Annotated in this window: 24 protein-coding genes; 12 read left to right on the forward strand and 12 right to left on the reverse strand. The window is 67.7% G+C overall.

What is annotated here, in order from left to right; all coding sequences use genetic code 11:
* Positions 1-105: 105 nt before the first annotated feature.
* Positions 106-915: an NTP transferase domain-containing protein gene (locus C7I55_RS23305; protein WP_106515446.1), complete on the forward strand. Its 810-nt coding sequence runs from the start codon at positions 106-108 to the stop codon at positions 913-915.
* 9 nt (positions 916-924) lie between these two features.
* Positions 925-1,536, forward strand: coding sequence for a PAS domain-containing protein (locus C7I55_RS23310; RefSeq protein ID WP_106515447.1), 612 nt, complete (start codon positions 925-927; stop codon positions 1,534-1,536).
* 154 nt (positions 1,537-1,690) lie between these two features.
* On the opposite strand, the gene C7I55_RS23315 is transcribed toward C7I55_RS23310, so the two are convergent.
* The 4 genes from C7I55_RS23315 to C7I55_RS23330 all read right to left on the reverse strand — a co-directional run bounded on the left by C7I55_RS23315 (position 1,691) and on the right by C7I55_RS23330 (position 4,808).
* Positions 1,691-2,605, reverse strand: a complete 915-nt coding sequence (locus tag C7I55_RS23315) for a polyprenyl synthetase family protein (RefSeq protein WP_106515448.1) — start codon at positions 2,603-2,605, stop codon at positions 1,691-1,693.
* Positions 2,602-3,585 carry a 4-hydroxy-3-methylbut-2-enyl diphosphate reductase gene (gene ispH / locus C7I55_RS23320; RefSeq protein ID WP_106515449.1) on the reverse strand — a complete coding sequence of 328 codons (984 nt, stop codon included), beginning with the start codon at positions 3,583-3,585 and terminating at the stop codon, positions 2,602-2,604. The genes C7I55_RS23315 and ispH overlap by 4 nt, the downstream gene beginning before the upstream one ends.
* Before the next feature lie 67 nt (positions 3,586-3,652).
* The gene (locus C7I55_RS23325; protein ID WP_106515450.1) at positions 3,653-4,090 is read right to left on the reverse strand and encodes a DUF2141 domain-containing protein; all 438 of its coding nucleotides are present in this window, start codon (positions 4,088-4,090) and stop codon (positions 3,653-3,655) included.
* The gene (locus C7I55_RS23330; RefSeq protein ID WP_106515451.1) at positions 3,990-4,808 is read right to left on the reverse strand and encodes a sterol desaturase family protein; all 819 of its coding nucleotides are present in this window, start codon (positions 4,806-4,808) and stop codon (positions 3,990-3,992) included. Before C7I55_RS23330 ends, C7I55_RS23325 begins: the two co-directional genes overlap by 101 nt.
* A 58-nt stretch (positions 4,809-4,866) precedes the next feature.
* On the opposite strand from C7I55_RS23330, the gene crtY reads away from it, so the two are divergent.
* The 3 genes from crtY to C7I55_RS23345 are packed head-to-tail and all read left to right on the forward strand — an operon-like array spanning position 4,867 to position 8,418.
* Positions 4,867-6,027, forward strand: coding sequence for a lycopene beta-cyclase CrtY (gene crtY, locus C7I55_RS23335; protein WP_106515590.1), 1,161 nt, complete (start codon positions 4,867-4,869; stop codon positions 6,025-6,027).
* Complete coding sequence (locus tag C7I55_RS23340) at positions 6,024-7,502, forward strand: phytoene desaturase (RefSeq protein WP_106515452.1); 1,479 nt, start codon at positions 6,024-6,026, stop codon at positions 7,500-7,502. Before crtY ends, C7I55_RS23340 begins: the two co-directional genes overlap by 4 nt.
* On the forward strand, positions 7,486-8,418 hold the full coding sequence (locus C7I55_RS23345) for a phytoene/squalene synthase family protein (RefSeq protein WP_199193031.1): 933 nt from the start codon (positions 7,486-7,488) through the stop codon (positions 8,416-8,418). The genes C7I55_RS23340 and C7I55_RS23345 overlap by 17 nt, the downstream gene beginning before the upstream one ends.
* A 28-nt stretch (positions 8,419-8,446) precedes the next feature.
* On the opposite strand, the gene C7I55_RS23350 is transcribed toward C7I55_RS23345, so the two are convergent.
* From C7I55_RS23350 to C7I55_RS23365, 4 genes are all read right to left on the reverse strand, one after another.
* Complete coding sequence (locus tag C7I55_RS23350) at positions 8,447-8,944, reverse strand: sterol desaturase family protein (RefSeq protein ID WP_106515453.1); 498 nt, start codon at positions 8,942-8,944, stop codon at positions 8,447-8,449.
* 7 nt (positions 8,945-8,951) lie between these two features.
* Complete coding sequence (locus C7I55_RS23355) at positions 8,952-10,121, reverse strand: sulfotransferase family protein (RefSeq protein WP_158266555.1); 1,170 nt, start codon at positions 10,119-10,121, stop codon at positions 8,952-8,954.
* A gap of 85 nt (positions 10,122-10,206) precedes the next feature.
* Positions 10,207-11,910: a flotillin family protein gene (locus C7I55_RS23360; RefSeq protein WP_106515455.1), complete on the reverse strand. Its 1,704-nt coding sequence runs from the start codon at positions 11,908-11,910 to the stop codon at positions 10,207-10,209.
* Between the two features lie 2 nt (positions 11,911-11,912).
* Positions 11,913-12,551, reverse strand: coding sequence for a YqiJ family protein (locus tag C7I55_RS23365; RefSeq protein ID WP_106515456.1), 639 nt, complete (start codon positions 12,549-12,551; stop codon positions 11,913-11,915).
* Positions 12,552-12,768: 217 nt separating this feature from the next.
* Between C7I55_RS23365 and C7I55_RS23370 the strand changes: the two genes are divergently transcribed.
* The 4 genes from C7I55_RS23370 to C7I55_RS23385 all read left to right on the forward strand — a co-directional run bounded on the left by C7I55_RS23370 (position 12,769) and on the right by C7I55_RS23385 (position 17,780).
* A complete protein-coding gene (locus tag C7I55_RS23370; RefSeq protein ID WP_158266556.1) occupies positions 12,769-13,260 on the forward strand; it encodes a flavin reductase family protein in 492 nt (163 codons plus the stop codon).
* A 113-nt stretch (positions 13,261-13,373) separates the two neighbouring features.
* Complete coding sequence (locus tag C7I55_RS23375; protein WP_106515458.1) at positions 13,374-13,907, forward strand: DUF1003 domain-containing protein; 534 nt, start codon at positions 13,374-13,376, stop codon at positions 13,905-13,907.
* A 144-nt stretch (positions 13,908-14,051) separates the two neighbouring features.
* Complete coding sequence (locus tag C7I55_RS23380; RefSeq protein ID WP_106515459.1) at positions 14,052-15,332, forward strand: cation:proton antiporter; 1,281 nt, start codon at positions 14,052-14,054, stop codon at positions 15,330-15,332.
* 69 nt (positions 15,333-15,401) lie between these two features.
* A complete protein-coding gene (locus tag C7I55_RS23385) occupies positions 15,402-17,780 on the forward strand; it encodes a hypothetical protein (RefSeq protein ID WP_146151122.1) in 2,379 nt (792 codons plus the stop codon).
* Between the two features lie 201 nt (positions 17,781-17,981).
* Here the strand turns inward: C7I55_RS23385 and C7I55_RS23390 are convergent, their stop codons facing one another.
* The 4 genes from C7I55_RS23390 to C7I55_RS23405 form a co-directional block, all read right to left on the reverse strand.
* Positions 17,982-18,662, reverse strand: a complete 681-nt coding sequence (locus C7I55_RS23390; protein ID WP_106515461.1) for a prolyl hydroxylase family protein — start codon at positions 18,660-18,662, stop codon at positions 17,982-17,984.
* Positions 18,659-19,924 carry a metal-dependent hydrolase family protein gene (locus C7I55_RS23395; protein WP_106515462.1) on the reverse strand — a complete coding sequence of 422 codons (1,266 nt, stop codon included), beginning with the start codon at positions 19,922-19,924 and terminating at the stop codon, positions 18,659-18,661. The genes C7I55_RS23390 and C7I55_RS23395 overlap by 4 nt, the downstream gene beginning before the upstream one ends.
* A gap of 118 nt (positions 19,925-20,042) precedes the next feature.
* Positions 20,043-20,912 carry an RcnB family protein gene (locus tag C7I55_RS23400; RefSeq protein ID WP_106515463.1) on the reverse strand — a complete coding sequence of 290 codons (870 nt, stop codon included), beginning with the start codon at positions 20,910-20,912 and terminating at the stop codon, positions 20,043-20,045.
* 123 nt (positions 20,913-21,035) lie between these two features.
* Positions 21,036-21,593, reverse strand: coding sequence for a (2Fe-2S)-binding protein (locus C7I55_RS23405; protein ID WP_106515464.1), 558 nt, complete (start codon positions 21,591-21,593; stop codon positions 21,036-21,038).
* Positions 21,594-21,622: 29 nt separating this feature from the next.
* Here C7I55_RS23405 and C7I55_RS23410 point away from each other — a divergent pair, with 29 nt between their 5' ends.
* The 3 genes from C7I55_RS23410 (at position 21,623) to C7I55_RS23420 (ending at position 23,600) form a co-directional block, all read left to right on the forward strand.
* Positions 21,623-22,438: a crotonase/enoyl-CoA hydratase family protein gene (locus C7I55_RS23410; RefSeq protein WP_106515465.1), complete on the forward strand. Its 816-nt coding sequence runs from the start codon at positions 21,623-21,625 to the stop codon at positions 22,436-22,438.
* 212 nt (positions 22,439-22,650) lie between these two features.
* Complete coding sequence (gene rpsU, locus C7I55_RS23415) at positions 22,651-22,857, forward strand: 30S ribosomal protein S21 (protein WP_106515466.1); 207 nt, start codon at positions 22,651-22,653, stop codon at positions 22,855-22,857.
* Positions 22,858-23,027: 170 nt separating this feature from the next.
* Positions 23,028-23,600, forward strand: coding sequence for an FKBP-type peptidyl-prolyl cis-trans isomerase (locus tag C7I55_RS23420; protein ID WP_106515467.1), 573 nt, complete (start codon positions 23,028-23,030; stop codon positions 23,598-23,600).
* Positions 23,601-23,606: the final 6 nt, after the last annotated feature.

Raw genomic sequence — 23,606 nt, forward strand, 5'->3', positions numbered from 1 at the left:
CAGTCCGGAAAGAGGCGTTGCGCTAGCGCAACATGCGTGCTTGTGCAGCTAAATGCGTCATTTTTTTGATCATCTCGTGACTTTGCCGGCGGTGGGGCCGTCCTGATGCCGAATTGGACCGCGATCGTCCTGGCCGGCGAGCGCCCCGGCGAGACCGGCTTCGCTGAGAGTCAGGGCGTCCGTGCCAAGGCGCTGATCGCGATCGGCGGCGAACCGATGCTGGCCCGCGTCGTGCGTACCCTGCTTTCAAGCCCCTCGGTGGCGCGTGTCGTCGTTCTGGCCCAGGCCCCGGAGGCGTTGCTCGCCGATGCGCCGGCCTGGATCGCCGCCGATCCGCGCGTCTCAACCGCCCGCGCCGGCGACGGGATTTCCAGCAGCATCGCCGCGGTGGCGGGCACTGCGGCCGCGCCGTGGCCGGTACTGATCGCCACCGCCGATCATGCTTTGCTCACCGCCGAGATGGTCGAGTGCTTCGTCGCCGGCGCGGCCGGTGCGGATGCCGCCTTCGCCGTCGCCGATCGCGCAACCGTGGAGCGCGGCTATCCCGAGACCAAGCGCACCTGGCTCAAATTCTCCGACGGCCATTATTCCGGCGCCAATCTGTTCGCGCTTGCGACGCCGGCCGCGCGTGGGGCACTCGATTTCTGGGCCAAAGCCGAGCGCGATCGCAAGAAGGCGCTGAAGATGCTGACCTTCTTCGGCCCGATGATCTTCCTGCGCGCGGTCACCCGCACCATTTCCCTCGACACGGCGGCGCTCAAGGTCGGCCGGGCGCTCGGGCTGGCGGTCAGGCCGGTCCGCCTTCCGTTCGCGGAGGCCGCGATCGACGTCGACAAGCCATCGGACCTTGCCCTTGTCGAGCGCATTGTGGCTAACAATCCCAGCGATTTGTCCGCGGCCGGACATCGAGGCTAAAGGAACCGCATGCCCGCTGCCGACGACGAAGAGGCGCTGTTCGCCTCGATCCGCCTGAGCCCGATCGCCTCGATCGTTACCGATCCTCGTCTGCCGGACAATCCGATCCGGGCGGTCAACGCCGCGTTCGTGGCGCTCACCGGCTATTCGGAACAGGAGCTCATCGGCCGCAATTGCCGGATCCTCGCCGGTGCCGGAACCGAAGAGAGCGCCACCGAGGCCATGCGCCAGGCGATCCGGGACGCGCGGCCGGTGATGACCGAATTGCTCAACTACCGCCGCGACGGCACGCCGTTCCGCAACGCGGTGATGGTGGCGCCCCTGTTCGGCGACGACGGGCACGTGGCCTATTTCATCGGCTCGCAGATGGACGTCACCAGCGGTGCTGCCCGCGATTCGATCGACCGCGCGAACATGGCCCGCGCGCGGCTTGGGTCGCTGACCGAGCGGCAGCGCGAAGTGCTCCAGCAGATGGCGCTCGGCCTCCGCAACAAGCAGATCGCCGCCTCGCTTGGCATCAACGAGAAAACGGTGAAGATGCACCGCGCCGCCCTGCTCGTCCGCCTGGGCGCGTCGACGTCCGCCGACGCGGTTCGGCTGGCGGTCGAAGCGGGGCTGTGAGGGGGCTGCTTGGCTCGTCAGCACCTGTTGTAAGTCTCCGTTCGGGCTGAGCTTGTCGAAGCCCTCACTTTTAGCCTGCGTCCGGAGAAGGAAATGGCTTCGACAGGCTCACCCGAACGGAGCATCTTGTGAATTGCGGGGGCGGGCAGGGCGCTTACCGGTCGCGCTCGACCGCGAACCGGGCGACCGCGCGGAGCAGGTCGGCGCGGGGGCCGAAATCGGCGAGATGGTCGATCGCCTGGCTCGACAGCAGATTGGCCTGGGCGCGCGCGGCGGGTGCGCCGAGCAGCGAAACGAAGGTCGGCTTGCCGGCGGCATCGTCCTTGCGCAGACGCTTTCCCGCCGCAGCCTCGCAGCCTTCGACGTCGAGGAGGTCGTCGGCAATCTGAAAGGCGAGGCCGACGCAGCGTGCATAGCCGCGCAGGCTCCGCCGCGCCTCCTCGCCGGCCTGGCCGAGCGCGCCGCCGGCATCGAGGCACCAGCCGATCAGCGCCCCGGTCTTGAGCCGCTGCAGGCGCGCGATCGCCTCGAGATCGCCGATCGACGGTTCGGGCATCAGATCGAGCATCTGGCCGCCCGCCATGCCCGAGGCGCCGACGCTTCGTGCCAGCGACAAGGTGAGCTCGGCGCGCACCGACGGATCGGGGTGGGTCGCCGGGTCGGCGAGCAGCTCGAAGGCGAGCGCGTGCAGCGAGTCGCCGGCGAGCACGGCGGTCGCCTCGTCGAAGGCGCAATGGACGGTCGGCTTGCCGCGGCGGAGATCGTCGTCGTCCATGCACGGCAGATCGTCGTGGATCAGCGAGTGAACGTGGATGCACTCCACCGCCATCCCGGCGCGGAACGCCCGTTCCCGCGGAACCGCGAACAATTCGGCGGCGGCGATGACGAGCAGCGGTCGCAGACGCTTGCCGCCGCCGATCGCCGCATGGCGCATCGCCTGATAGAGCTTGATCCGGCCATCGGCAGGCTCGGGGAGCAGCAGGTCGAAGGCACGATCCACCTCGGTGGCGATCAGGCGGAGCGACGGCGCGAGCAGGCCTTCGTCGTGGCCGAGTGTCACCGTCGTCATGCCACCTGCACCGGGCGGAAGTAGATGCTTTCGATCGGGCTGCCGACTTCCTCGACCAGCAGCGCGAAGCGATCGCGCAGCGACTGGAGCACGGCGGTAACCGAGCTTTCGGGCGTGGAGGCTGCCGCGGTGACACCGATCGACGCGGCGGCCTGGAACGCGCTCCAGTCGAGATCCTCCGGCCCCGCCACCAGCTGGACCGACGCACAGCCCTGGGCGGCGGCGACTTCGACGAGCCGGTTGGCGTTGGACGAGAAGCTTTCGCCGACGACGACGATCGCATCGACCTGCGGAACGATGGCGCGCAGCGCCGCCTGCCGGTTGCTCGTCGCGTAGCAAATGTCGCTGCCGTTCGGCCCGGCGAGATCGGCGAAGCGGGTCTTGAGGGCGTCGGCAATGCCGGCCGCCTCCTCGACCGAGAAAGTGGTCTGGACGGCGAATGCGACCCGCGTCTCGGCCGGAAAGGTGAGCGCGGCGACGTCGCCCTGCGTGGAAATCACGCTTGCGGCATCGCCCGGCAGCTGGCCGAGCGTGCCTTCGATCTCGGGATGGTCGGCATGGCCGATCAGAATGACGTGGCGGCCGTCGCGGTGGTGGCGGACGACCTCTCGGTGGACCTTGGCGACCAGCGGGCAGGTGGCATCGATCACTCGGCGGCCGCCATCCTCCGCATCATTGGCGATGCTCCGGGAGACGCCGTGGGCAGAAAGGATCAGCACCGCGCCGGCGGGAACCTCGTCGACCTCCTGGACGAAGATCGCGCCCTTGGCTTCCAGCTCGCGGACGACGGCGAGATTGTGGACGATCGCGCGGCGAACATAGACCGGCGGCCCATGGCGCTCGATCGCGTCGCTGACCGCGTCGATCGCGCGGCGCACGCCGGCGCAGAAGCCGCGCGGGGCCGCCAGCACTACCCGCATCGGACGGTGCGGAGACGCAGGCTCTTCGACATCGCACTCCAGGCTTGGGCCGTGGACCATCAACGCTCTCTCCTCGGCCCCACCGTGTAGCGAGGCTATCCTGTGACAGCATTGGGGTCCACCTAGGCTAAAGTAGGTAGCGAACCCGCACTGTCTGGACGGTCTTTCCGCCGCCGATCGGAAAGCTCACATCCTTGAACGCCGGCGGCCCGAAGCGGATCGTCGGGTTGCGCGAGAAGCCGAACCCTTCCGTCGGGACCGGACCGAACTTGTCGAGCCTGCCGTTGCCATTCTCGTCGTGGATCAGCGACAGGCCGTAGGTGCCGGGCGCGATGCCGGGGATCCGCACCATCAGCGTCTTCGACGCCGCGACCGTCTTGCGAACCGCGCGCGGATCGGCCTTGCAGTCGGCCGGGAAGTTGGCGGGGCGCTCGGTCAGGCAGAGCTGGACCAGCCCGTTGGCGTTACGCAGCGTCAGCGTGATGTCGAGCTCCGCCGGATTGGGCGCCGCCGCGCCGCCCAACGTCGGCAGCAGCAGTGCGGCCGCGATCGCGCGCGCCGGCATCGAACGTGCCGAGGCCATCGTCCGTGCCGCAGAGCCGATCCCAGAAGCGAAAATAGAGCCCATAATTACACCTGTACGCGCGGTGATGCCGTTCGTGATGCGACGCCGTGATCAGCCACTTTCCCGCGGGCCCCCGCACGAGCCGGTCGGGAAACATCTCCCAGCCCATGTGATTGGTGACCCCCATCACCGTCATGACAGTCAGAACGACGAGAAGGGCACCATAATGGATCGGGACCGAAAGGACGAGCCCCGGAATCACCACAGCCCCGGTCAGCGCTTCGATGGGGTGAAAGCTCATTGCCGCCCACGCCGTCGGCGGGCGGCTGGCGTGATGGACGGCATGGGCGAGCTTGAACGGCCTGGGGCGGTGCATCCAGCGATGGGTCCAGTAGAACCAGGTGTCGTGGAGCAGCAGATAGACGAGGATCGAGGCCGGCAGCCACCACAGGGGATAATCCGACACGTCCGAATAGATCCGGGTCCAGCCGCGTTCCTGCCAGCCCCAGGCGAGCAAGCCGGCGGGAAGTCCGTAAATGGCGGCGCTCGCCAGCGACCAGCCGATTTCCTTGCGGATCTGCCGGGCGCGGCCCGCATACAGGCCGGGCACGCGCCGCTCCGTCACCCAGGCGAAGGCGCCGCTGACGGCAGCGTAGCGAATCGCGACGATCGCGGTCATCGCCAGCATCGCGACGAACATGGGGAGAGCAGCGGCCATGCGGTGCCTCCTACACGAACCATTGGCGCCGCGCGATGCGGATGCGTATGGCTGGGCGATGGCAGCCCCAAGACTGATCATCGCCGGTGGCGGTCTTTCCGGCTGCCTCGCCGCCCTGTCGCTGGCGCGGACCCGGCCTGACGTCGATTTCCTGCTGCTCGAAGGGGCGGATCGCTTCGGCGGCAATCACACCTGGTCCTATTTCGACGCCGATCTCGAGGCGGCGGCGCGGCCGATCGTCGAGCCGTTGCGCGCCGCGCATTGGGACAGCCACGAGATTCGCTTTCCGCGTCGCCGCCGGATCCTTTCCACCGGCTATAACAGCGTCAGCGCCGAGCGGCTCGACTCGGCGATGCGGGCCGGCGTACCGGCACGAAGCTTCCGGCTGGGCGCGCGTATCGAAGCTGTCGCTCCTGATGCCGTAACCCTGGCGGGTGGCGCGCGGATCGAGGCGGATGGCGTAATCGACGCCCGCGGCCCTACGGACTTCTCGGCGCTCGATCTCGGCTGGCAATATTTCCTCGGTCGCGAGCTGCGTTTCACGCGGCCGCACGGCCTTGGGCGGCCGATCATCATGGACGCGACCGTCGACCAGCAGGACGGCTATCGATTTGTCTATTGCCTGCCCTTCTCGGCCACCGAGATGCTGGTCGAAGACACCTATTATCGGCTGACGCCCGAGTTCGACGTCGCGGTGCTCGGAGCCAGGATCGACGCCTATGTCGAAGCGTATGGCTGGGGCGCGTCCACGCTTGTGCGGGAGGAGCATGGCGTGCTCCCGGTCGCGATGGGCGGCGACGTCGAAGCCTTGTGGGCCGGCGCATCGGTCGCCCAGCTCGGCCTGCGCGGCGGCTTCTTCCACCCGACCACCGGCTATTCGCTGCCGGATGCGGCGCGCAACGCCTTGCTGCTCGCCGAGCAGCAGGATTTCGGCAGTGCGGCGCTTCGCCACCTGTTTCACGGCGAGGCGCGCCGCGTTTGGCGGGAGAGGGGCTTCTATCGCTTGCTCAACCGGATGCTGTTCCGCGCCGCGCCGGGCCCGGAGCGCTACCGGGTGCTTGAGCACTTTTACCGTCTAGCTGAGCCGGTGGTCGAGCGCTTCTATGCCGGGCGTACCACCGTCGTCGACAAGGCCCGCATCCTGAGCGGGCGACCGCCGGTGCGGATCGGCAGAGCGATCTCCGCTCTTGCCAACAAGGAAGGACAGCCGACTGCATGAAACGCGCTGCCGTCATCGGCGCCGGTTTCGGTGGCCTCGCGCTGGCGATCCGCCTGCAATCCGCGGGCATCGAGACGACGATCATCGAAGCCCGCGATCGCCCGGGCGGCCGCGCCTATGTCTGGCACAAGGAGGGCTATACGTTCGACGCCGGTCCGACGGTGATCACCGATCCCGCCTGCCTCCAGGAATTGTGGGCGCTGTCCGGCAGCGACATCGCCGAGGATGTCGAGCTGGTGCCGGTGAGCCCTTTCTATCGCCTGTCCTGGCCGGACGGGACGATCTTCGATTATTCCAACGACGATCCCGTTCTGCTCGCCCAGATCGAGGCGCTCGATCCGGCCGACATCGCCGGCTACCGCCGATTCCTCGATTATGCCGCCGGCGTGTATCATGAAGGCTATGAGAAGCTCGGCGCCGTTCCGTTCCTCGACTTCCGGTCGATGCTGCGCGCGGCGCCGGCGCTGGCGCGCTACCAGGCCTGGCGCTCGGTCTATTCGATGGTGTCGAGCTTCGTCCGCAACGAGAAGTTGCGGCAGGCCTTGTCCTTCCACACCCTGCTCGTCGGCGGCAATCCGATGACGACCAGCGCCATCTACGCGCTGATCCATAAATTGGAGCGGGATGGCGGCGTGTGGTTCGCCAAGGGCGGCACCAACGCGCTGATCGCCGGCATGGTGCGGCTGTTCGAGCGGCTCGGCGGCACGCTACGGCTCGCCGATCCGGTCGACTCGATCGCCGCGGACGGTGCCGCGGCACGGTCGGTGCGCACGCGCAGCGGCTGGGAAGGCCAGTTCGATGCGGTCGCCTCGAACGGCGACGTCGTTGGGACGTACGATCTGCTCGGCGACAACAAGCGGGGCAAGGCGGCCGCGCGGCGGCTGCGAAAGCGCCGTTTCTCGCCGTCCTTGTTCGTCGTTCATTTCGGCGCGCGCGGCCTGTGGCCGCAGCTGCCGCACCATTCGATCCTGTTCGGGCCCCGCTATCAGGGGCTGCTCGGCGACATCTACGGCAAGGGCCGGCTCGCCGACGATCCCTCGATCTACCTCCACCATCCGACCGCGACCGATCCGGCGATGGCCCCGACGGGCTGCTCGACCTTCTACGCGCTGGCCCCGGTGCCGCATCTCGGCAATCACGATGTCGATTGGGCGGTCGAGGGGCCACGCTACCGCGACCGCATCCTCGAGATCGTCGAGGACCGGGCGTTGCCGGGCGTTCGCGCCGCGATCCAGACCTGCTTCCACTACACGCCCAAGGATTTCGAGACCGATCTCGGTGCGCATCTCGGCTCCGCCTTCAGCCTCGAGCCTTTGCTCACGCAGAGCGCCTTCTTCCGCGTCCACAATCGCGACGACGTCATCCGCAATCTCTATTTCGTCGGGGCGGGCACCCATCCGGGCGCCGGGATCCCGGGCGTCGTCGGCAGCGCCAAGGCCACGGCCGGGCTGATGATCGATGATCTCGCCGCCTGATCGTGCCGCCCTGGTCGCCGAAGCGGCGGCGATCATCAGCCGCGGCTCCAAGTCGTTCCGGCTCGCCAGCCGGCTGTTCGATCGGGAAACTCGCGAGCGGGCCTGGCTGCTCTACGCCTGGTGCCGGGCGTGCGACGATCGCACCGACGGCCAGACGCTCGGCCACGACACCAGGAAAGTGGACGCGCCGGAGCAGGCCTTCCAGGCGATCGCCGAGGCGACCGGCCGCGCCCTGGCCGGTGAGCCGGTAGGCGATCCGCCGTTCGACGCGCTCGGGATCGTCGCCGCCGAATGCGCGATCCCGCACGGCTTCATCCGTGCCCATCTCGACGGCTTCGCGCTCGATGCGGCCGGCTGGCAGCCGGCCACCGAACGCGATCTGCTCCGTTACTGCTTCCATGTTGCCGGCGCGGTCGGCTGCATGATGGCGGTGGTGATGGGCGTCTCGCCCGAAGACGAGCCAACCCTCGACCGCGCCTCCGATCTCGGCATTGCCTTCCAGCTTGCCAACATCGCGCGCGACATCACCGAGGATAGTCTTGCCGGCCGCTGCTACATTCCGGCGGAATGGCTGAAGGAGGCCGGGCTGACGGCGGAGGATCTCGCCTCGCCTGTCCACCGCGAAAAGGTCGCCGCTATTGCCGCGCGGCTGGCATCGCTGTCGGAACGCTACGAGCAATCCGGCCGCGCCGGCGCCTCCCGCCTGCCGTTCCGCGCCCGCTGGGCGGTGCTCGCTGCCGCTTCGATCTACGGCGCCATCGGCCGCAAGGTCGCGCAGCGCGGCGCTGCCGCGCTCGATTCGCGGGTGGTGATTCGGAAACGGCGGAAGCTCGCGTCGGTGGGCCTGGCCTTCGTCCGCGCGTCGGGCAGCGGCAGCGAGGTCGAACGGCAGGACCTTTGGACGCGGCCGCGGTGACACACCCTCGCCCCTTCAGGGGAGAGGGCTAGGCCCTCGGTGCTCGCACGCCTTCGTAGCCGCGCCGCTTGAGCTCGGCCTTGAGGGCCTCGGGACGCGGGGCGACGAGGAATCCGAAGCTGACCGAGCCTTCGCGGCTTTCGGTGACATGGTGCAGGCGATGCGCCTGCACGATCCGCTTCATATAGTCGGACTTGGGCAGATAGCGGTGCGCCAGCCGGCGGTGGACGATGACGTCGTGGAACCCGAAATAGATCGCGCCATAGGCGGCGATGCCGGCACCCACCCAGATCGTCCAGGCGCCCCAGCCGAGATTCACCCCGCCGAAGATCAGGGTGATCGAGGGCAAGGCGAAGATCACCGCGTAGAGATCGTTCGCCTCGAAGGCGCCGGTGCGCGGCCGGTGGTGGCTCTTGTGGAGGAACCAGCCGGGGCCGTGCATGATCCAGCGGTGTGCGCCGTAGGCGACGCCCTCCATTACGGCGACGGTGGCGAGAAACAGCAAAAGGCCGGAATACCAGGTCATACCAGGCCTATAGCGCGTAAGCGGGGGCGGTCCCAACAAAGTTGCGGACCTCGTCGGCATCGAGGCCGAAATCGGCCAGGCCGTAACGATGTCCGCGAAAGCCGCTGCGATCGGCGTCGGCGAGATAGCCGGCCATCCTCTCCTCGGTAGCGGATGGAAGAGCGAGGCCGAGGAAGCCGTAGATCCGCCGCATCGCGGCGCGCCAGTCACGGTCGACCTCGTCGAACCCGATCTCGATCTGCGGGACGTCGAGTCGCGCCCGGCGGACCAGGGAGGAGGCCTCGGCGCGGCGCACGGTCTTGCGCAGCCACTCGCCGCCGATCCATGCCTTGTCCGCCGTATCGGATTGCAGCTTCATCTGGTTCCACACCAGAGAGGCCGAGGATCCGACCACCGCCGCCGGGTCCCGATCGAGGCAGATCAGGCGGGCATCGGGGAATTGCTCGAGCAGCAGATCGAGATCCTCGAGGAATTGCGGCGCCTTCATCAGCCATGGACCGCCGTCCCCCGGGCGCGACCAGGCAAGCGTCTGCATCAGCCTGCGGAAATCGGCATAGACCGGGCGCCGATCCGCCTCCTCCCACCAGCGAACGAAGGCGGGGATGCGCCATTGCGCCTCAAATTGGGCGCCGTGGAAGGACAGGCTGAAAAGCCCGAATTCCTCTTCCGCGGCCGTGGCCGATGTCGGGTGGACCGCCTGCAAATCCGGATTGAGGCTGTGCAGGAAGCGCAGCCCGGCAGCGGCGGCAAGCCGGCGCGTGTCGAAACTCCGCGGCGCAATCGGCGCCATGGTTTCGAAGAAGCGGGTGAAACGAAAGCGCGGGTCGCACGCGAGCAGGCGGTGGATCCGCGTCGTTCCGGAGCGCATCTGGCCGAGCACGACGACCGGCGCGCGAAGCCGGGTCTCGAGGATCTCCGGATGCGTGCGCCAAAGCCGTTCCGCCCGCTGCCGTGCCGCCACCGCCCGCGAGATCTGCCCGTAAGCCAGCGTGCGGCCGAGCGGATTGAGATCGGCCTCCCGTTCAAGGCTGCGCACCAGCACCGTCAACGGCGCCGTCCAGCGGGGATCGCCCTCCGCCTGCCAGCGTGCGAGCGCAGCTTCGAAGGGCGGCTCGGGAAGGATCTTGCGCGCCCAGGCGCGTTCGAGCAGGCGGTTGAGGCGGGAAACGCTGATCATGCGCGTGCCGAGCGCCGGCCGCGCCCGCTTGTTCCGCATGACGGTGCACGCACCCCGCCGCCCGGCGCGGTGCGTGCAGCCACGATCAATCCTTGGCCGGTGCGACCGGCACCGCCACCAGAGGCGCTTCGGCGGATGACGCCGCACCGGCGTCGCCGGCACCTGCAACGAGATTCTCCAGCGTCGATCCGTCGAACCCGAGCTCCTTCATCAGCCCGTCGACGATCGGCGCCTGCGCGCGGTAGCGCAGCGCCGCGGCGACTGCGCTGGACGCAAGGTTGGTCTCGCCGCCTCCGGATGCGCCCGCGAGTCCTCCGCCGCCGCCCTGGCCGTTGGTCAGCCCATCGACCTGGACGATCTTGATGCTGTCGATCGCTTCCATCGGCTTCGCCGCCTCGCGGACGATCTCGGGCAGCACCTTCAGCAACGCCATCTTGGCCTGCAGCGAGATCTGATCGGACGAAAGCAGGTTCGCAGCCTCGTTGATCGCGCGCTGACCGGCGGCCTCGACTTCGAAGCGGATGCGCGCGGCCTCGGCCTTGAGCTTCTCGGCCTCGGCCTCGCCTTCCGCGGCGAGGCGCAGCGATTCGGCGCGGTCGGCGGCGGCCTGCTTGTCGGCGTCGGCCTTGACCTTGATCCCGATCGCCGCGCGCTCCGCCTCGCGGGCCGCGTCGATCAGCTCGATCTTCTTCTGGCGCTCGGCAATTTCGGTTTCGCGCGCGGTGCCGACCTGCTCCTCGGCCGCGACGGCGGCGGCGCGCGCCTTGTCGGCTTCGGCTTTGGCCTGGCTTTCCTCGCGGCTCTTGTTCTGAACCGCGATCTGCTGCTCCTGCCGGGCGATTTCGAGCGCCTGCATCTGGGCGATCTTGGCCTGCTCTACCAGCCGATTGGCCTGGATCTGCGCGCTGTCCACCTGCTGCTTGGCGGCAATTCGCGCTTCCTCGGCCTCACGCTGGCGGAGCGCCTGTTCCTGGGCGACTTCGGCATTCTGCGCGGCGCGGCGCACTTCGACCTCGCGCTCCTGCTCGAGGCGGGCGAATTCGGCGTCGCGGGCAATCTCAAGGCTGCGGCGCTGGGCGTCGAAATTCTTCGCCTCGATCTGGACCCGCGTTTCCTGTTCGATGTCGTTGCGGGCCTTCTTGCGCAGCTCGATCTGCTCGGTAAGCTTGGTGAGGCCTTCCGCGTCGAACGCATTGTTGGCGTTGAAATGCTCGATCGAGGTCTGGTCGAGGCCGGTGAGCGACACCGATTCGAGTTCGAGACCGTTCATCGCCAGATCGGCCGCCGAGACCTGCTGCACCTTCTGAACGAAATCGGCGCGCTGCTCGTGGAGCTGGGCCATCGTCATCCCCGCCGCGACCGAGCGTAGCGCATCGACGAACTTGCCCTCGATCAGCTCCTTGAGGCTCTCCGGCTGCATCGTGCGCAGGCCCAGGGTCTGGGCGGCGATGGCGATGCTCTCGCTGTCCGGGCGGACGCGGACGTAGAATTCGGCCTTCACGTCGATGCGCAGGCGATCGAGCGTGATCAGCGCGTCATTATTCTTGCGCTCGACCGCAAGCCGGACGGTGTTGAGGTTGACCGGCATCGTTTCGTGGAGGACCGGAAGCACCATCGCGCCGCCATTGATCACCACCTTCTCGCCGCCGAAGCCTGTGCGGACGAAGCCGATTTCCTTGGTTGCCCGTTTGTACAGGCGGGTGACCATGATGCCGATCGTCACCAAGACCACGACCACTACGCCGGCATAGATCGCCAGCTGAACCAGGCCATTCATTCCGTTGAGCATCGTCAGCCTACCTTGCGTTGTTCGTGGACGTGCGGGTCGAGGCCGTCGGCCTGCCCGAGTGCGATGAAGACATGGGCCTCGCGGCGGGCGAGGAGGATGGTGTCGCCGGCCTCGAGCGGGTGCGCCTCGTCATGCGGCTCGACCATCACGTAGTGGACTTGGCCGTACGAATCGCGGACCCGCGCCTGGGCAGGGCTGCCGCGGCGGGCCGTGCCGATGGTGATCGTGCCGCGCTTGCCGACCAAGGTGTCGAGGCTCACCGCCGTGGTCTCGTCCTGCGGAAGCACGTGGGCGAGGCCCCGCGCCCCGAAGCCGGTCAGCGGTAGGGCGGCGACTGCCGCCGCGGGTCCGGCCAGCCATGGCGAAAGTGGGGCGCCGGCGAACGCGGCGGCGAGATGCTGGACCGTCAATCCGACCAACCCAAAGACGGCCAGGAAGACGACGATCACCATCAGCAACGGAATGCGGCCGATGCCGAGCCACGCAAGGGGATCGATCCCGTCGACATGCGCATCGACGTCGACGTGGAGATGGGCGACGCTCGCGCCGAGCCCGATAGCCTCGATCAGGCCGATCAGCAGCATGACGATCAACGCCACCGAAAACGGCAGATTCGCCGGCGCCGTCAGTAGCTCGATCATGCGTCCCCCGTTCCCCAACGGGCATGATGCTATCCCAATCGGCGAATTATTCCAGCAAAATCCGACGTTTGTCTCTGCTGCTGCCGGCTCGCCGGGCTTCGGAAAGAGCGGAAACCAACCCGAATCCGGAGGTTAGGCGATTCCTGGAGACGCGCAGGCAGCCGACGATGCGCATCACGGATTGCCAGCGGCGGCGGCAGTCGCCATGGGAACGGCGATGAGCGATACCGATCCGCAGGTTACCGACGGCTTCCGCGCGGCGATGCGCCGGGTCGCCTCGACCGTGAACGTGATCACGATCTGCGTCGGCGGCGAGCCGATGGGAATCACCGCCACTGCGATGTCGTCGCTGGCTATGGATCCGCCGAGCCTGCTCGTCTGCATCAACCGCTTCGCGGCGATGCACAGCTCGATGGAGGACGTCTCCCACTTCTGCGTCAATGTCCTCCACCGCGACCAGGAAGACATCGCCCAGATGTTTGCCGATCGCCGTCAGCACGGCCTGCGCTTCGTCTCCGGCTGGACGGTCGACTGCGAACGCCCGCCGCGCCTGCTCGATGCCCAGGCCTCGATCGTCTGCCGCCGCATCGACCACCACCGCTTCGGCACCCACAGCATCTTCATCGGCGTGGTCGAGGACGCGGTCGCGCGCGACGAGGTCGATCCCCTGCTGTATCTCGACGGCCATTATGCCGGGGCGATCGGGTGATGGCCTCCGCTTAGGTCCACCCGGGCCGGCATCGTCGGCGACAGGGAACAAGCGACGGGACCATGCGTCGGCGAGTCACGTCGCTGATCATCCGGAGGAGCCGAGACACGAACATGGGTGGTCCAACAGTCCCGCCTCCCGAGCCGCAGTCGCTCAACAGCGCGCTGGAGCGAAACATCGAAGCGTTGCGCAAGCGCCGCTTGGACGAAGAGAAAACGGCAAGCGCCGAGGAGCGGATCGCGGGCGCGATCACCCGGTTCAGCGGGACGATGCGGTTCGTCTATGTCCACGCCTGCCTCTACGGCTTCTGGATCATCGCCAACCGCGGCTGGATACCGGGCATCACGCCTTGGGACGCGACTTACGTCGTGCTGGCGATGATCGCGTCGGTCGAGGCGATCTTTCTGTCCACCTTCATCCTGATCAGCCAGAATCGCATGGCTGCCATCGCCGACCGGCGTGCCGAGCTCGATCTGCAGATAAGCCTGCTTGCCGAGCACGAGATCACGAAAGTCGTAGAGATGGTCGCGGCCATCGCCGATCATCTGGGCGTCAGCCGCGGTGGTGAGGTCGAAGAGCTGAAGCGCAACGTCGCGCCGGAAGCAGTGCTCGATGCGATCGAGCACAACCAGAACGAACAGGCATAGCGGTTGCAGCCCGCGGGCCGTTTCACCACGGGGCCGCGGCTTAACTTGCCATCGCGACGGAACGCCGCCGCCGACCGATAGTTATCAATAACTCTCCGTGACCTCTGACGTAGCGGTCCATTCGCCGGACGAAGGGGCGCGGCGATGTTCGGGTTCGAAGCGTATCACATCCTCCTCGCAGCCCTGGGCGGCAGCATCATCCTCGCTTTCTGGCTGCCGCGCTTCGTCTCTGGACGGGAGCCTGCGACGTCGGCGCTGCTGATTCTGGCCGGTCTCGGGGCGTTCACCCTCGTTCCCGGGATGCCGCTGCCGCTGGATCCGGTGAAATCGCCGCGCGCGTGGGAAGTCGCGAGCGAAATCTGCGTCATCGTCGGTCTGTTCGGTACCGGGCTGCGGATCGACCGGCTCGCCGCGCGTGCGCAATGGGTGCCGACGCTGCGGCTTCTCGCGATCGCGATGCCGCTCTGCATTCTGCTGATCGCATTGTTCGGATGGGTGCTGGCGGGCATGACCCTGGCGGGCGGGCTGCTGCTCGGCGCAATCCTCGCGCCGACCGATCCCGTGCTGGCCTCCGACGTTCAGGTCGGGCCGCCCCAGGAGGGCGGCGAGCACCTGGTTCGCTACACGTTGACCACGGAAGCGGGTCTCAACGATGGACTGGCCTTTCCGTTCGTCCACCTCGGCATTGCCGTCGCGATGGCAAGCGGGGTTACCGGCGGCCTGATCGCGGAATGGTTCGCCGTCGACGTAGTGTACAGAATCGCCGTCGGCGCGGCGAGCGGGGCGGGCACCGGCTGGCTGCTCGGCAAGATCCTGTTCGATTGCCCCCGCGAGAACAGTCTGTCCAAGACGGAATCGGGGGTGATCGCATTGGCCGGCGTTCTCCTCGCCTACGGGATCACCGAAATCGCCGAGGGTTACGGCTTCATCGCCGCGTTCGTGGCCGGCGTCAGCCTGCGGCGCTCCGAGACCCATCACGAATTTCACCGGCGGCTTCACGATTTCTCGCAATCGCTCGAGCACGCACTGACCGCGGTGCTCCTGGTCGGGCTCGGGGCAATGCTGCCGGTTCTGTGGCCGCATTTCGATCCGGCCAATGCGGCGATCGGTGCGCTGCTGATCTTCGTCGTGCGCCCCGCGACCGGATGGCTTTCCCTGGCGCGCAGCGGCCTTGTGGGACGGGAGCGGCTGGTCGTCGCCTTCTACGGCGTGCGCGGGATCGGCTCGATCTATTATCTCGCTTATGCCGGCCACCACGTGAAACTGGTCGACGAGTATCAGCTCTGGGCGACGATCGCCTTCACGATCTTTCTGTCGACGATCGTCCATGGCCTGACTGCCGGGCTCGCGCTGGACGGGATCACCGATGACGAGAAGCACCCGCCCGACGTGCAGCCGGCCGCGTCTTCTCGAGAGGGTGGTTGAGGCGCTGCGATGCTTGCCAAGCCGGAGTGGTGCGGGCATCAGGCCGCCACCGCACGCGGATTCCCGTTCATGATCACACGGTTCATCCTGCTGATAGTCTCGGCCGCCCTGCTGTGGGTGGGTTCCGCGCGTGCGCAAACCGGGGCGTTCGATCTTGCCGGTCCGCAGCTCAGGGCGACGGTGACTCGTGGCACGGAAACATTGCCGATCGGCCGGGTGCCGCAGCTGCAGGCCGGCGACCGGATCCACGTCGAGGCGGAGCTCCCCGCCGACCGGTCCGGCAAGCATCTGCTGGTGATCGCCTTCCTGCGTGATGCGGCATCGCCGCCGCCGAAGAAATGGTTCGAGCGCCTGACCCTGACCAGCAAGGCGCGCGCTCTGACCGCGACCGTGCCGGAAGGCGCGAAACAGGCGATCGTGCTGCTGGCGCCGGAGGTCGGCGGTGGTTTCGGCGCGATCGTCAGCGCGGTACGGGGCCGCCCCGGCGTTTTCGTCAGGGCGGCGCGCGATCTCGGCCAGGCGTCGCTCGACCGTGCCCGTCTCGAGACGTTTCTCGACGGGGTCAACGCCGCCGACGTGAGCAGCCCGCAGAGCGTGGAGACGATCTCCCCGATCCTCGCGCGCAGCCTCGCGATCCGCCTCAGCGCCGAGTGCCTGCAGCGTGAGCCCGCTTTGCAGGCGGCGTGCCTGACCCAGAGCCGGGAGGCGCTGATCCTCAATGACGGCCGCAAGCCGACCTTGGCGGAGACCCTGACCGGCGCTCCGGTGGACCTCGCCTACCGAGTCAGCGCGACGCCGGAAGCGGGCGCCGGCTATTACAGCCCCTATATCGGGGTCGTGCGGGACGTGGCGCGGTTGCTCGGTGCGTTTGGATCGGCGGAATATCAGTATATTCCGGCGCTTGCGCTCGGGCGGAACGAGGGGCTTCGGCTTCTGCTCAACACCGCGCCGTCGTTTCGCAAACCCCATTCGGTGATGGTCGTGCCCTTGCCGCCGGTGGAGCCGCCGGAGCCGCCGGCCTTCAGGCCGGCCGCCGGGCAGGCGATTACATGCCTCAATCGGCCGAATCTGACCCTTCCGATCGAGGGCGCGCCGATTCTCTACGCGACCGACTTCGCCCATGATCTGCACCTCGACGTTCGCACCGCCGCCGGCGAGACGCTGCGCTTTCCGCTGCGCGCCGATCCCCGGCAGGGCGGGCTCGTCCTCGCGGGCACCGCCGCGCCGCCGCTCGGGCATCAGATCGTCCAGGCGCGCGTGCTCGGGCGCTGGGGCTTCGAGCCTCTCGAAGGGCCCGTCTTCCATGTCCAGTCCATGCCGGGTGCGGCATGGCGGGTGACGGACGGTGCTTCGCCCGTGGTCGGACGCGCCAACCAGGTCGCACTCGAAGGCGGAACCTCGGCGTGCGTCGAAGAGGTCTCCTACGCGCAGGCGGGTAGCTCACCCGTGGCTGCCCAGTGGAAGGCAACCGGCCCCGGATCGCTCGCGATCGCGCTGTCGCTGGAGAAGGGGCGCCCCGGCCCGATCGAGCTCCGGGTCAAGCGCTACGGTTCCGACGCGCAGCGGCTGAGCGTCACCGCCTTTACCGAAGCAAGCCGGATCGAGCGCTTCGTCATCCATGCCGGCGACCGCTCCGGCGTCCTCAAGGGAACGAGGCTCGACCAGGTCGAAAGCCTTGATTGGCAGGATCAACTGTTCCGGCCGGGCACGCTGAGCCGGGTGCGGGACATCGACGAGCTCACGCTCGACCGCGATCCGGCCGGCGCTGCAGCGCAGCCCGGGGCAGCGGCCGCTTCCGGCAAGGTCAGGCTGAAGGACGGGCGGATCGTCCCCGCGCGCGTCGAAGTCCTCAAGGCGCGCCCATCGGCGATCCTCGCCGGCAAAACGATCGAACTCGGCACGTCGGCAGGCGCGCTGACGATGCAGCACGTCGGCGATCAGGCGCTGGCAGAGAACGCTGTGCTTACCTTCTCGATCAAGGCGCAGGCGGACACGCGCTTCACGGGCGGCGAAGTCATCGAGGTCGCGGCAGCGAACCTCGCTCCGGCGACCCTCAAGCCAGGCGCGGGCGTGACGCTCGTCGACGCCACGACCCTCGTCGCCCGGTTCAAGGCGGAGACGCTCGGCCCGGCCGCCTACGGGCCGCTCCGCTACCGCGTCTTGCAGGACGGCGTCGCCGGGGAATGGCAGCCGCTCGTCACGCTGGTTCGTCTGCCCGTGCTCCAAGGCCTTGCCTGCGTGGGGGACGAACCCACCTGCACGATATCCGGGTCGGAGCTCTACCTGATCCACTCCGTCTCGGCCGACGCCGGCTTCTCGGCCGCCGCACTGGTGCCGCCCGGTTATACCGGAACCAGCCTCCCGATCGCGCGGCCGCAAGGCGGGGCGCTGTTCCTCCGGATGCGCGATGCCCCGGACATCAGCTTCCGGGTGGCGATGCCGTCCTGAAGCCTGCAGGTTGACGGCAGCAACATGCCCGTTCCGCCTCTGCTGGTCGGTCGTCTAGCATCGATCCCGGTAACCAGCCGCCGTCTGGACGGCAGCATCCGCGCAAGTTCGTCGGTGGCCCGAATCGCCGCCCGGTTCATCGGTACAAACGTGCGGGCTGTTCAACCTCATCGGCACCGCCAGCGCTTCTTGGGATCCTGCTCAGGCGGGCACCGGAGTCCACGGCCGTTCGCGGTACCATTTGGTGATCACATATTTGACGCCCGCCTCGACCGGCATGCCGCTGTGCAGGGAATAAGGATTGGGCTGGCCGTATTCGTCCATGTTGTTCCAGAGCAGCAGATTGCCCTGGCGCGGGGTGACGCGGACATTGGCGTCGGGGAACCAGGTCTGGCCGCCGGCCTCGACGTCGTTGAGGAAGACCATCGCCGTCCAGGTGCGCTGGCCGCCGCTGCGCTGCATCGATTCCCAATAATCGGTGTTAGGATGAAAATAGTCGTTATGCGGCTTGAACTGCTGGCCCGGGGCGTAACGCTGGCCCTGAATGGTCTCGCCGTGGGCCGGCTGGATACCGGTGAGGTGGTTGATCTTGTCCTGAACCACGATGTTGACCCGGTCCGTCATCCGCAGGTGGCAGCTCTCGCTGGTGCGGAATTCAGGGTCGCCGCTCGGCGACAGCAGGCCGGAGGGGACCCGGTCCTTGTCGATCAGCGCCATCACCTGCTCGCATTCGTCGCGTGTCAGCAGATCGCGCGCGACGAAGATGTCGAGACCCTTGGCCGGGATCTGCAGGACGTTCGGAGTCCGCTTCATCCGCTCCTTCACCCACGCCCCGATCTGCATCCGATAGAGCGCGTAGGGATCACTCACGACATTGTTCATTCGACCGTCCGTCCCCTCACCATCACGAAATCCACCGTCTCGAGCGCGCGCACGTCGCGCAGCGGATCGCCGCCGACCGCGATGATGTCCGCCGAATAGCCCGGAGCGATCCGGCCGATTTCATTCTCCATGTCGAGCAACCGGGCTGCGCCGGTGGTTGCGGAAGCGATCGCCTCCGCCGGGCTCATCCCGGCCTGTTCGACGAGCAATGCGAATTCCTGGGCGTTGCGGCCATGTTCGAACACCGCGGCATCGGTGCCGAAGACCACCGGAACGCCGGCCGCGCGGGCGGCACGCGCGGCCTTGCCGACCTCGCTGAGCGTCATCCGCACCTTGGTCTCCACCGCCGGGGTGAACACCCCCTTGCCGAGCCGCTCACGAATGCCGGTGAACGCCATCAAGGTCGGCACCAAAGTCGATCCGCTCGCCTTCATCGCCTGGATCGCCTTGGCATCGGCAAAGGTGCCGTGCTCGATCGAATCGACGCCCGCGCGGGCGGCGGCCTCGATGCCGCGGGCGCTGTGGGCGTGGGCCGCGACGTTGAGGCCGAGGCCGTGGGCAGTGTCGACGATCGCCTTCATCTCGGCATCGGTGAAATGCTGGCCGAGGCCCCGGGCCTGCTGCGACAGGACGCCGCCGGTGGCGGTGATCTTGATCAGATCGGCGCCGGCGCGGGAGAATTCGCGGACTCGCGCCGCGCATTGCTCCGGGCCCGTGCAGGTGTTGTCGCCGCCGAGAACCGCGACGACCTCGGGGCGGAAGCCGGACACGTCGCCATGCCCGCCGATGATCGAGACGGCCGGCCCGGACGAAAGAATGCGAGGCCCCGGAATGTCGCCGTCCGCCGTCGCGCGGCGCAGCGCGAAGCCGACCAGCGGCGGCGAGCCGAGGTCGCGCACCGTGGTGAAGCCGGCACGCGCAGTGATTCGCGCGTTCTTGGCCCCGATCAGGGTGGCGAATTCGTCGCTGTTGACCGCCTCGTCACGATAATCGGAGCCGGGCTCACCCGAGAGGTGGACATGGGTGTCGATCAGGCCGGGGAGCAACGTCTTGCCGGACAGATCGATCAGCCTTGCGCCCGCCGGAGGCGGTGTCAGGCCGGCGGCGATCGAGGTAATCCGGCCATCGGTGACAATGATCGTGGAGGGGCCGGCCGCGGGACGGGACGGATCCGCGATCAGCCGGCCGGCATGGATGACGATGGTTTCGGCTGCAGCCGGCGCCGCGACCAGGAGACTGGCCGCGAGAACAAGGAAGCGCATCGACGAAAGACCCTCCGAACAAGGCGCTTTTCATGCTTTCGGCGCCCGGCGCTGGCAAGCAAAAAGCCCGGAGCGTTTCCGCCCCGGGCTCTTGCGCATCGGCCTGTCGACCCGCCTGTTACCAGAAGAAGTCGTAGATCACGTCGATGACCTCGCCGGTATAGGTGTCGACCAGCAGGACGTCGTCATAATAGCGCACCCATCGCGTACCCGGATAGGCTGCCGGCAGGCGGTATTGCCAGGGATCGTTCAGCCAATATTGGTCGCCGTAGAAGCCCGAACCCAGCACGAAGCCGATCGAAAGTCGGCTGTAGCTGTGGTTGCGGTAGGGCGAATAATAGCGGCCGCCGCGGTAGAGATCGCGGTGGGCATAGCGATAATTCTGCCAGTCGTAGCGGCGATCGTTGCGCCACTGGCGATCCCAGCGCCGCGCCTGCCGGTAATCCTGACGGTCGTCGCGCCGATCACCACGCCAGTCGCGGCGATCGTCACGCCGGTCACGCCGATCGTCGCGCCGCTGATCGCGCAGGCGCTCCTCGTAGCGCTGCTGATTCCGCACGGCCTGACGCTGGTAGCGCGGATCGAGGCCCTCGGCGCTGCGCTGCGAGGCTTCGCGGGTCTCCTGAACGCGCTGGCGATAGGCCTCACGTCCGGAGTTCCGGTCGCCGCCACTGCGCTGGCGATCGCCGCTCCGCCAATTGCCGGCCGAACGCTGTTCCACGCCCTGGGCGCTCTGCACCGGCGCCGGCGCCGGTGCCTCGATCCGCTGCGGCCGCTCCTGACGAACGCTTTGACGCTCCTGCCGGACGGCCTGACGCTGCTCGCGCACGGCCTCCCTTTGCTGGCGCTGCTCGACCCGCGCCTGATTGCGCTCGCCAAGCCGCTCGTACCGTTGCTGGGCGCGCTCGGCCCGGCTGTTCTGCGCTTCTGCGGCCACGGGAGTAAGCACCGTCGCCGACATTACCAAACCGATCAATGCCTTACGCATCGAACACTCCTGTCTTCGCGCGGCGAGAAGCCGCCTCGCGATAATGACGAGTTGTGCACCAGAGTCGATGAGCAGCGGGTGAACCGGTTCGACAACGAATCGAAAGCAATCCCCGTCCGAGCATCATCGGTCCGGCTTCGCGCTTGCTCCGGGATCGAGCGCCGGAACCTGGCGCGCCGCGTCCTTGGGGTCGATTCCGGGCGGCGGTGCGGCCGATATCGTCTCCTCGCCGCCGCGCACACGGCCTGCGCGCCGGATCGCCTCGCGCACCCGCGGGAAGGTGCCGCACGGGCAGATATTGGTGATCGCCGCATCGATCTCCGCATCGGTCGGCGCGGCGCTCTGCTCCAGCAAGGCCGCTGCCGCCATGATCATCCCCGGCTGGCAGAAGCCGCATTGCGGCACGGATTCGGCGACCCAGGCCTGCTGGATCGGATGAGAACGATCGGGGGACAGGGCCTCGATGGTGGTGACGAAGCTGCCCTCCAGGCGCCGGATCGGTATCTGACAGCTGCGCACCGCGCGCCCATCGACGTGAACCGTGCAGGCGCCGCACTGCCCGGTGCCGCAGCCATATTTGGTGCCGGTGAGGTTGGAGGCGTCACGCAGCGCCCAGAGCAAGGGCGTTTCCGGATCCAGCCGATATTCGATGGGCTGGCCGTTCACGGTGAAGCGCGTCATGACAGGGTCTTAACGGGAGAAAGCGGGCCATGGAAAGCGAAAGGATCGCGATCGAGCGGGACGGCGGGGTCGCCCACGTCATGCTCGCGCGCGGCGACAGGATGAATGCGATGGACGGCGCGATGTTCGCCGCGATCGGCGAGACGTTCGAGCGTCTCGGCAGCGATCCGACGGTGCGCGCCATCGTCCTCTCGGGGGAGGGGCGTCACTTCACGTCCGGAATCGATCTTCACTATGCGATGGGGCAGTTCGCCTATGGCGGCGACCACGGCCGTGGCACCGAATCGCGCCTTCGCCATATTCAGCGGCTGCAGGACGCGTTCACTGCGCTCGAGACGGCACGGCCGCCGGTGATCGCGGCGATCCAAGGCGGCTGCATCGGTGCCGGCGTCGATCTTGCCAGCGCCTGCGACATCCGGCTGGCCTCCAGCGACGCTTACTTCCAGATCGCGGAGGTCGACGTCGCGATCACGGCCGATCTCGGCACCCTGCAGCGGCTCACCCATCTGATTTCGCAGGGGATGGTTCGCGAACTCGCTTATACCGGCCGGCGAATGGATGCGCAGGAGGCGGAGCGCCTGGGCCTCGTCAACCGGATCCTCGAATCGCGCGAATCGCTGCTCGCGGCTGCGCTCGACATGGCGCGAACCATCGCGGCGAAATCGCCGCTGGCAGTCGCCGGCGCCAAGATGAGCCTGAATTACAGCCGCGGCCGCACCGTCGAGGAGGGGCTGCGCCATGTCGCGATGTGGAATGCCGGCGCGCTGGTCAGCGCCGATCTCGGCGTCGCACTGGAGGCGCGGCTGAGCAAGGGCGTCGCCCGATTCGAGGATCTTGATCTCTGAGCCGGGGTTGCGGCGGGCGATCCGACTCCCTTATCAAGGGCTTGGCTGCGGATTCGAAGCTTGAATTCCGATGGTGTGGCTGGTAACGGGCGGCCCGTGCGGCGCAGGATATGTCCTGTGGCGAACCTTATTTATTGCTTTGATGGCTTTTTCGGAGGCGAGTCGTACGGGGCCGCCGCCTTGACCCATTTAACGGAGAGTGACGACCGCTTATGCAAATCCTCGTTCGCGACAACAATGTCGACCAGGCGCTGCGCGCCCTCAAGAAGAAGCTGCAGCGTGAAGGCGTCTATCGCGAGATGAAGCTGCGTCGTCACTACGAGAAGCCGTCCGAGAAGCGTGCGCGTGAACGCGCCGCCGCGATCCGCCGGGCGCGCAAGCTCGAGCGCAAGCGCGCCGAGCGCGACGGCGTTCGTTAAGTCGACTGGCGCCAAGTCGGTTGGCCCGGCCGTGTCCGGGCTGACCGAAGCAGGCTTGCCAAGATCGAGGGCGGCGATAGTGGGTAGGTGAGGGCTGCAGCGCAGCGCTCCGTCGTGCAGTGGCATGGCGACCTTCCACCGCCGCCCTTCTTCATTTTCGGGGATCTTCCATGTCCGTCACCGCCGTTCCGCTCCGCCCGATCAGGAAGGGCTCGGTCCTGAAGCTCTGGCTCGGACTGATCCTGCTCTCGCTGCTCGCCGCCGGCGTCGCATGGGCGGGAACGGCGCACCAGGTCCTGCAGAAGACGGCCTCGGGTCTCCAGTACCGGGTCATCGAGGAAGGCGAGGGCGCGAGCCCGACGGCCACCGACATTGCGTTGGTCACCTATACCGGTCGGCTGCCCGACGGCACCGTGTTCGACAGCAATGAAGGCCGCCAGCCGACGCCGATGCCACTCGCCGACGGCGCGCTCGTCAAGGGCTTCACAGAGGGCCTCAAGCTGATGCGGAAGGGCGCCAAATACCAGTTCCGGATCCCGCCCGAGCTTGGCTACGGCGCCGAAGCGCAGGGTTCGATTCCGGCAAACTCGACGCTCGAGTTCGATGTGGAGCTGCTAGAATTCCTGCCGGAAGCAACAGTCCGCCAGATGATGATGCAACAGCAGATGCAGCAGATGCAGGGTGGCGCTCCGGGCGCTCCCGGGCCCGAGGGCATCCCGGGCGGCCCCGGCGGCGGCCAGTAATCGGCT

The organism is Allosphingosinicella deserti, assembly GCF_003012735.1.
Lineage (GTDB): Bacteria > Pseudomonadota > Alphaproteobacteria > Sphingomonadales > Sphingomonadaceae > Allosphingosinicella > Allosphingosinicella deserti.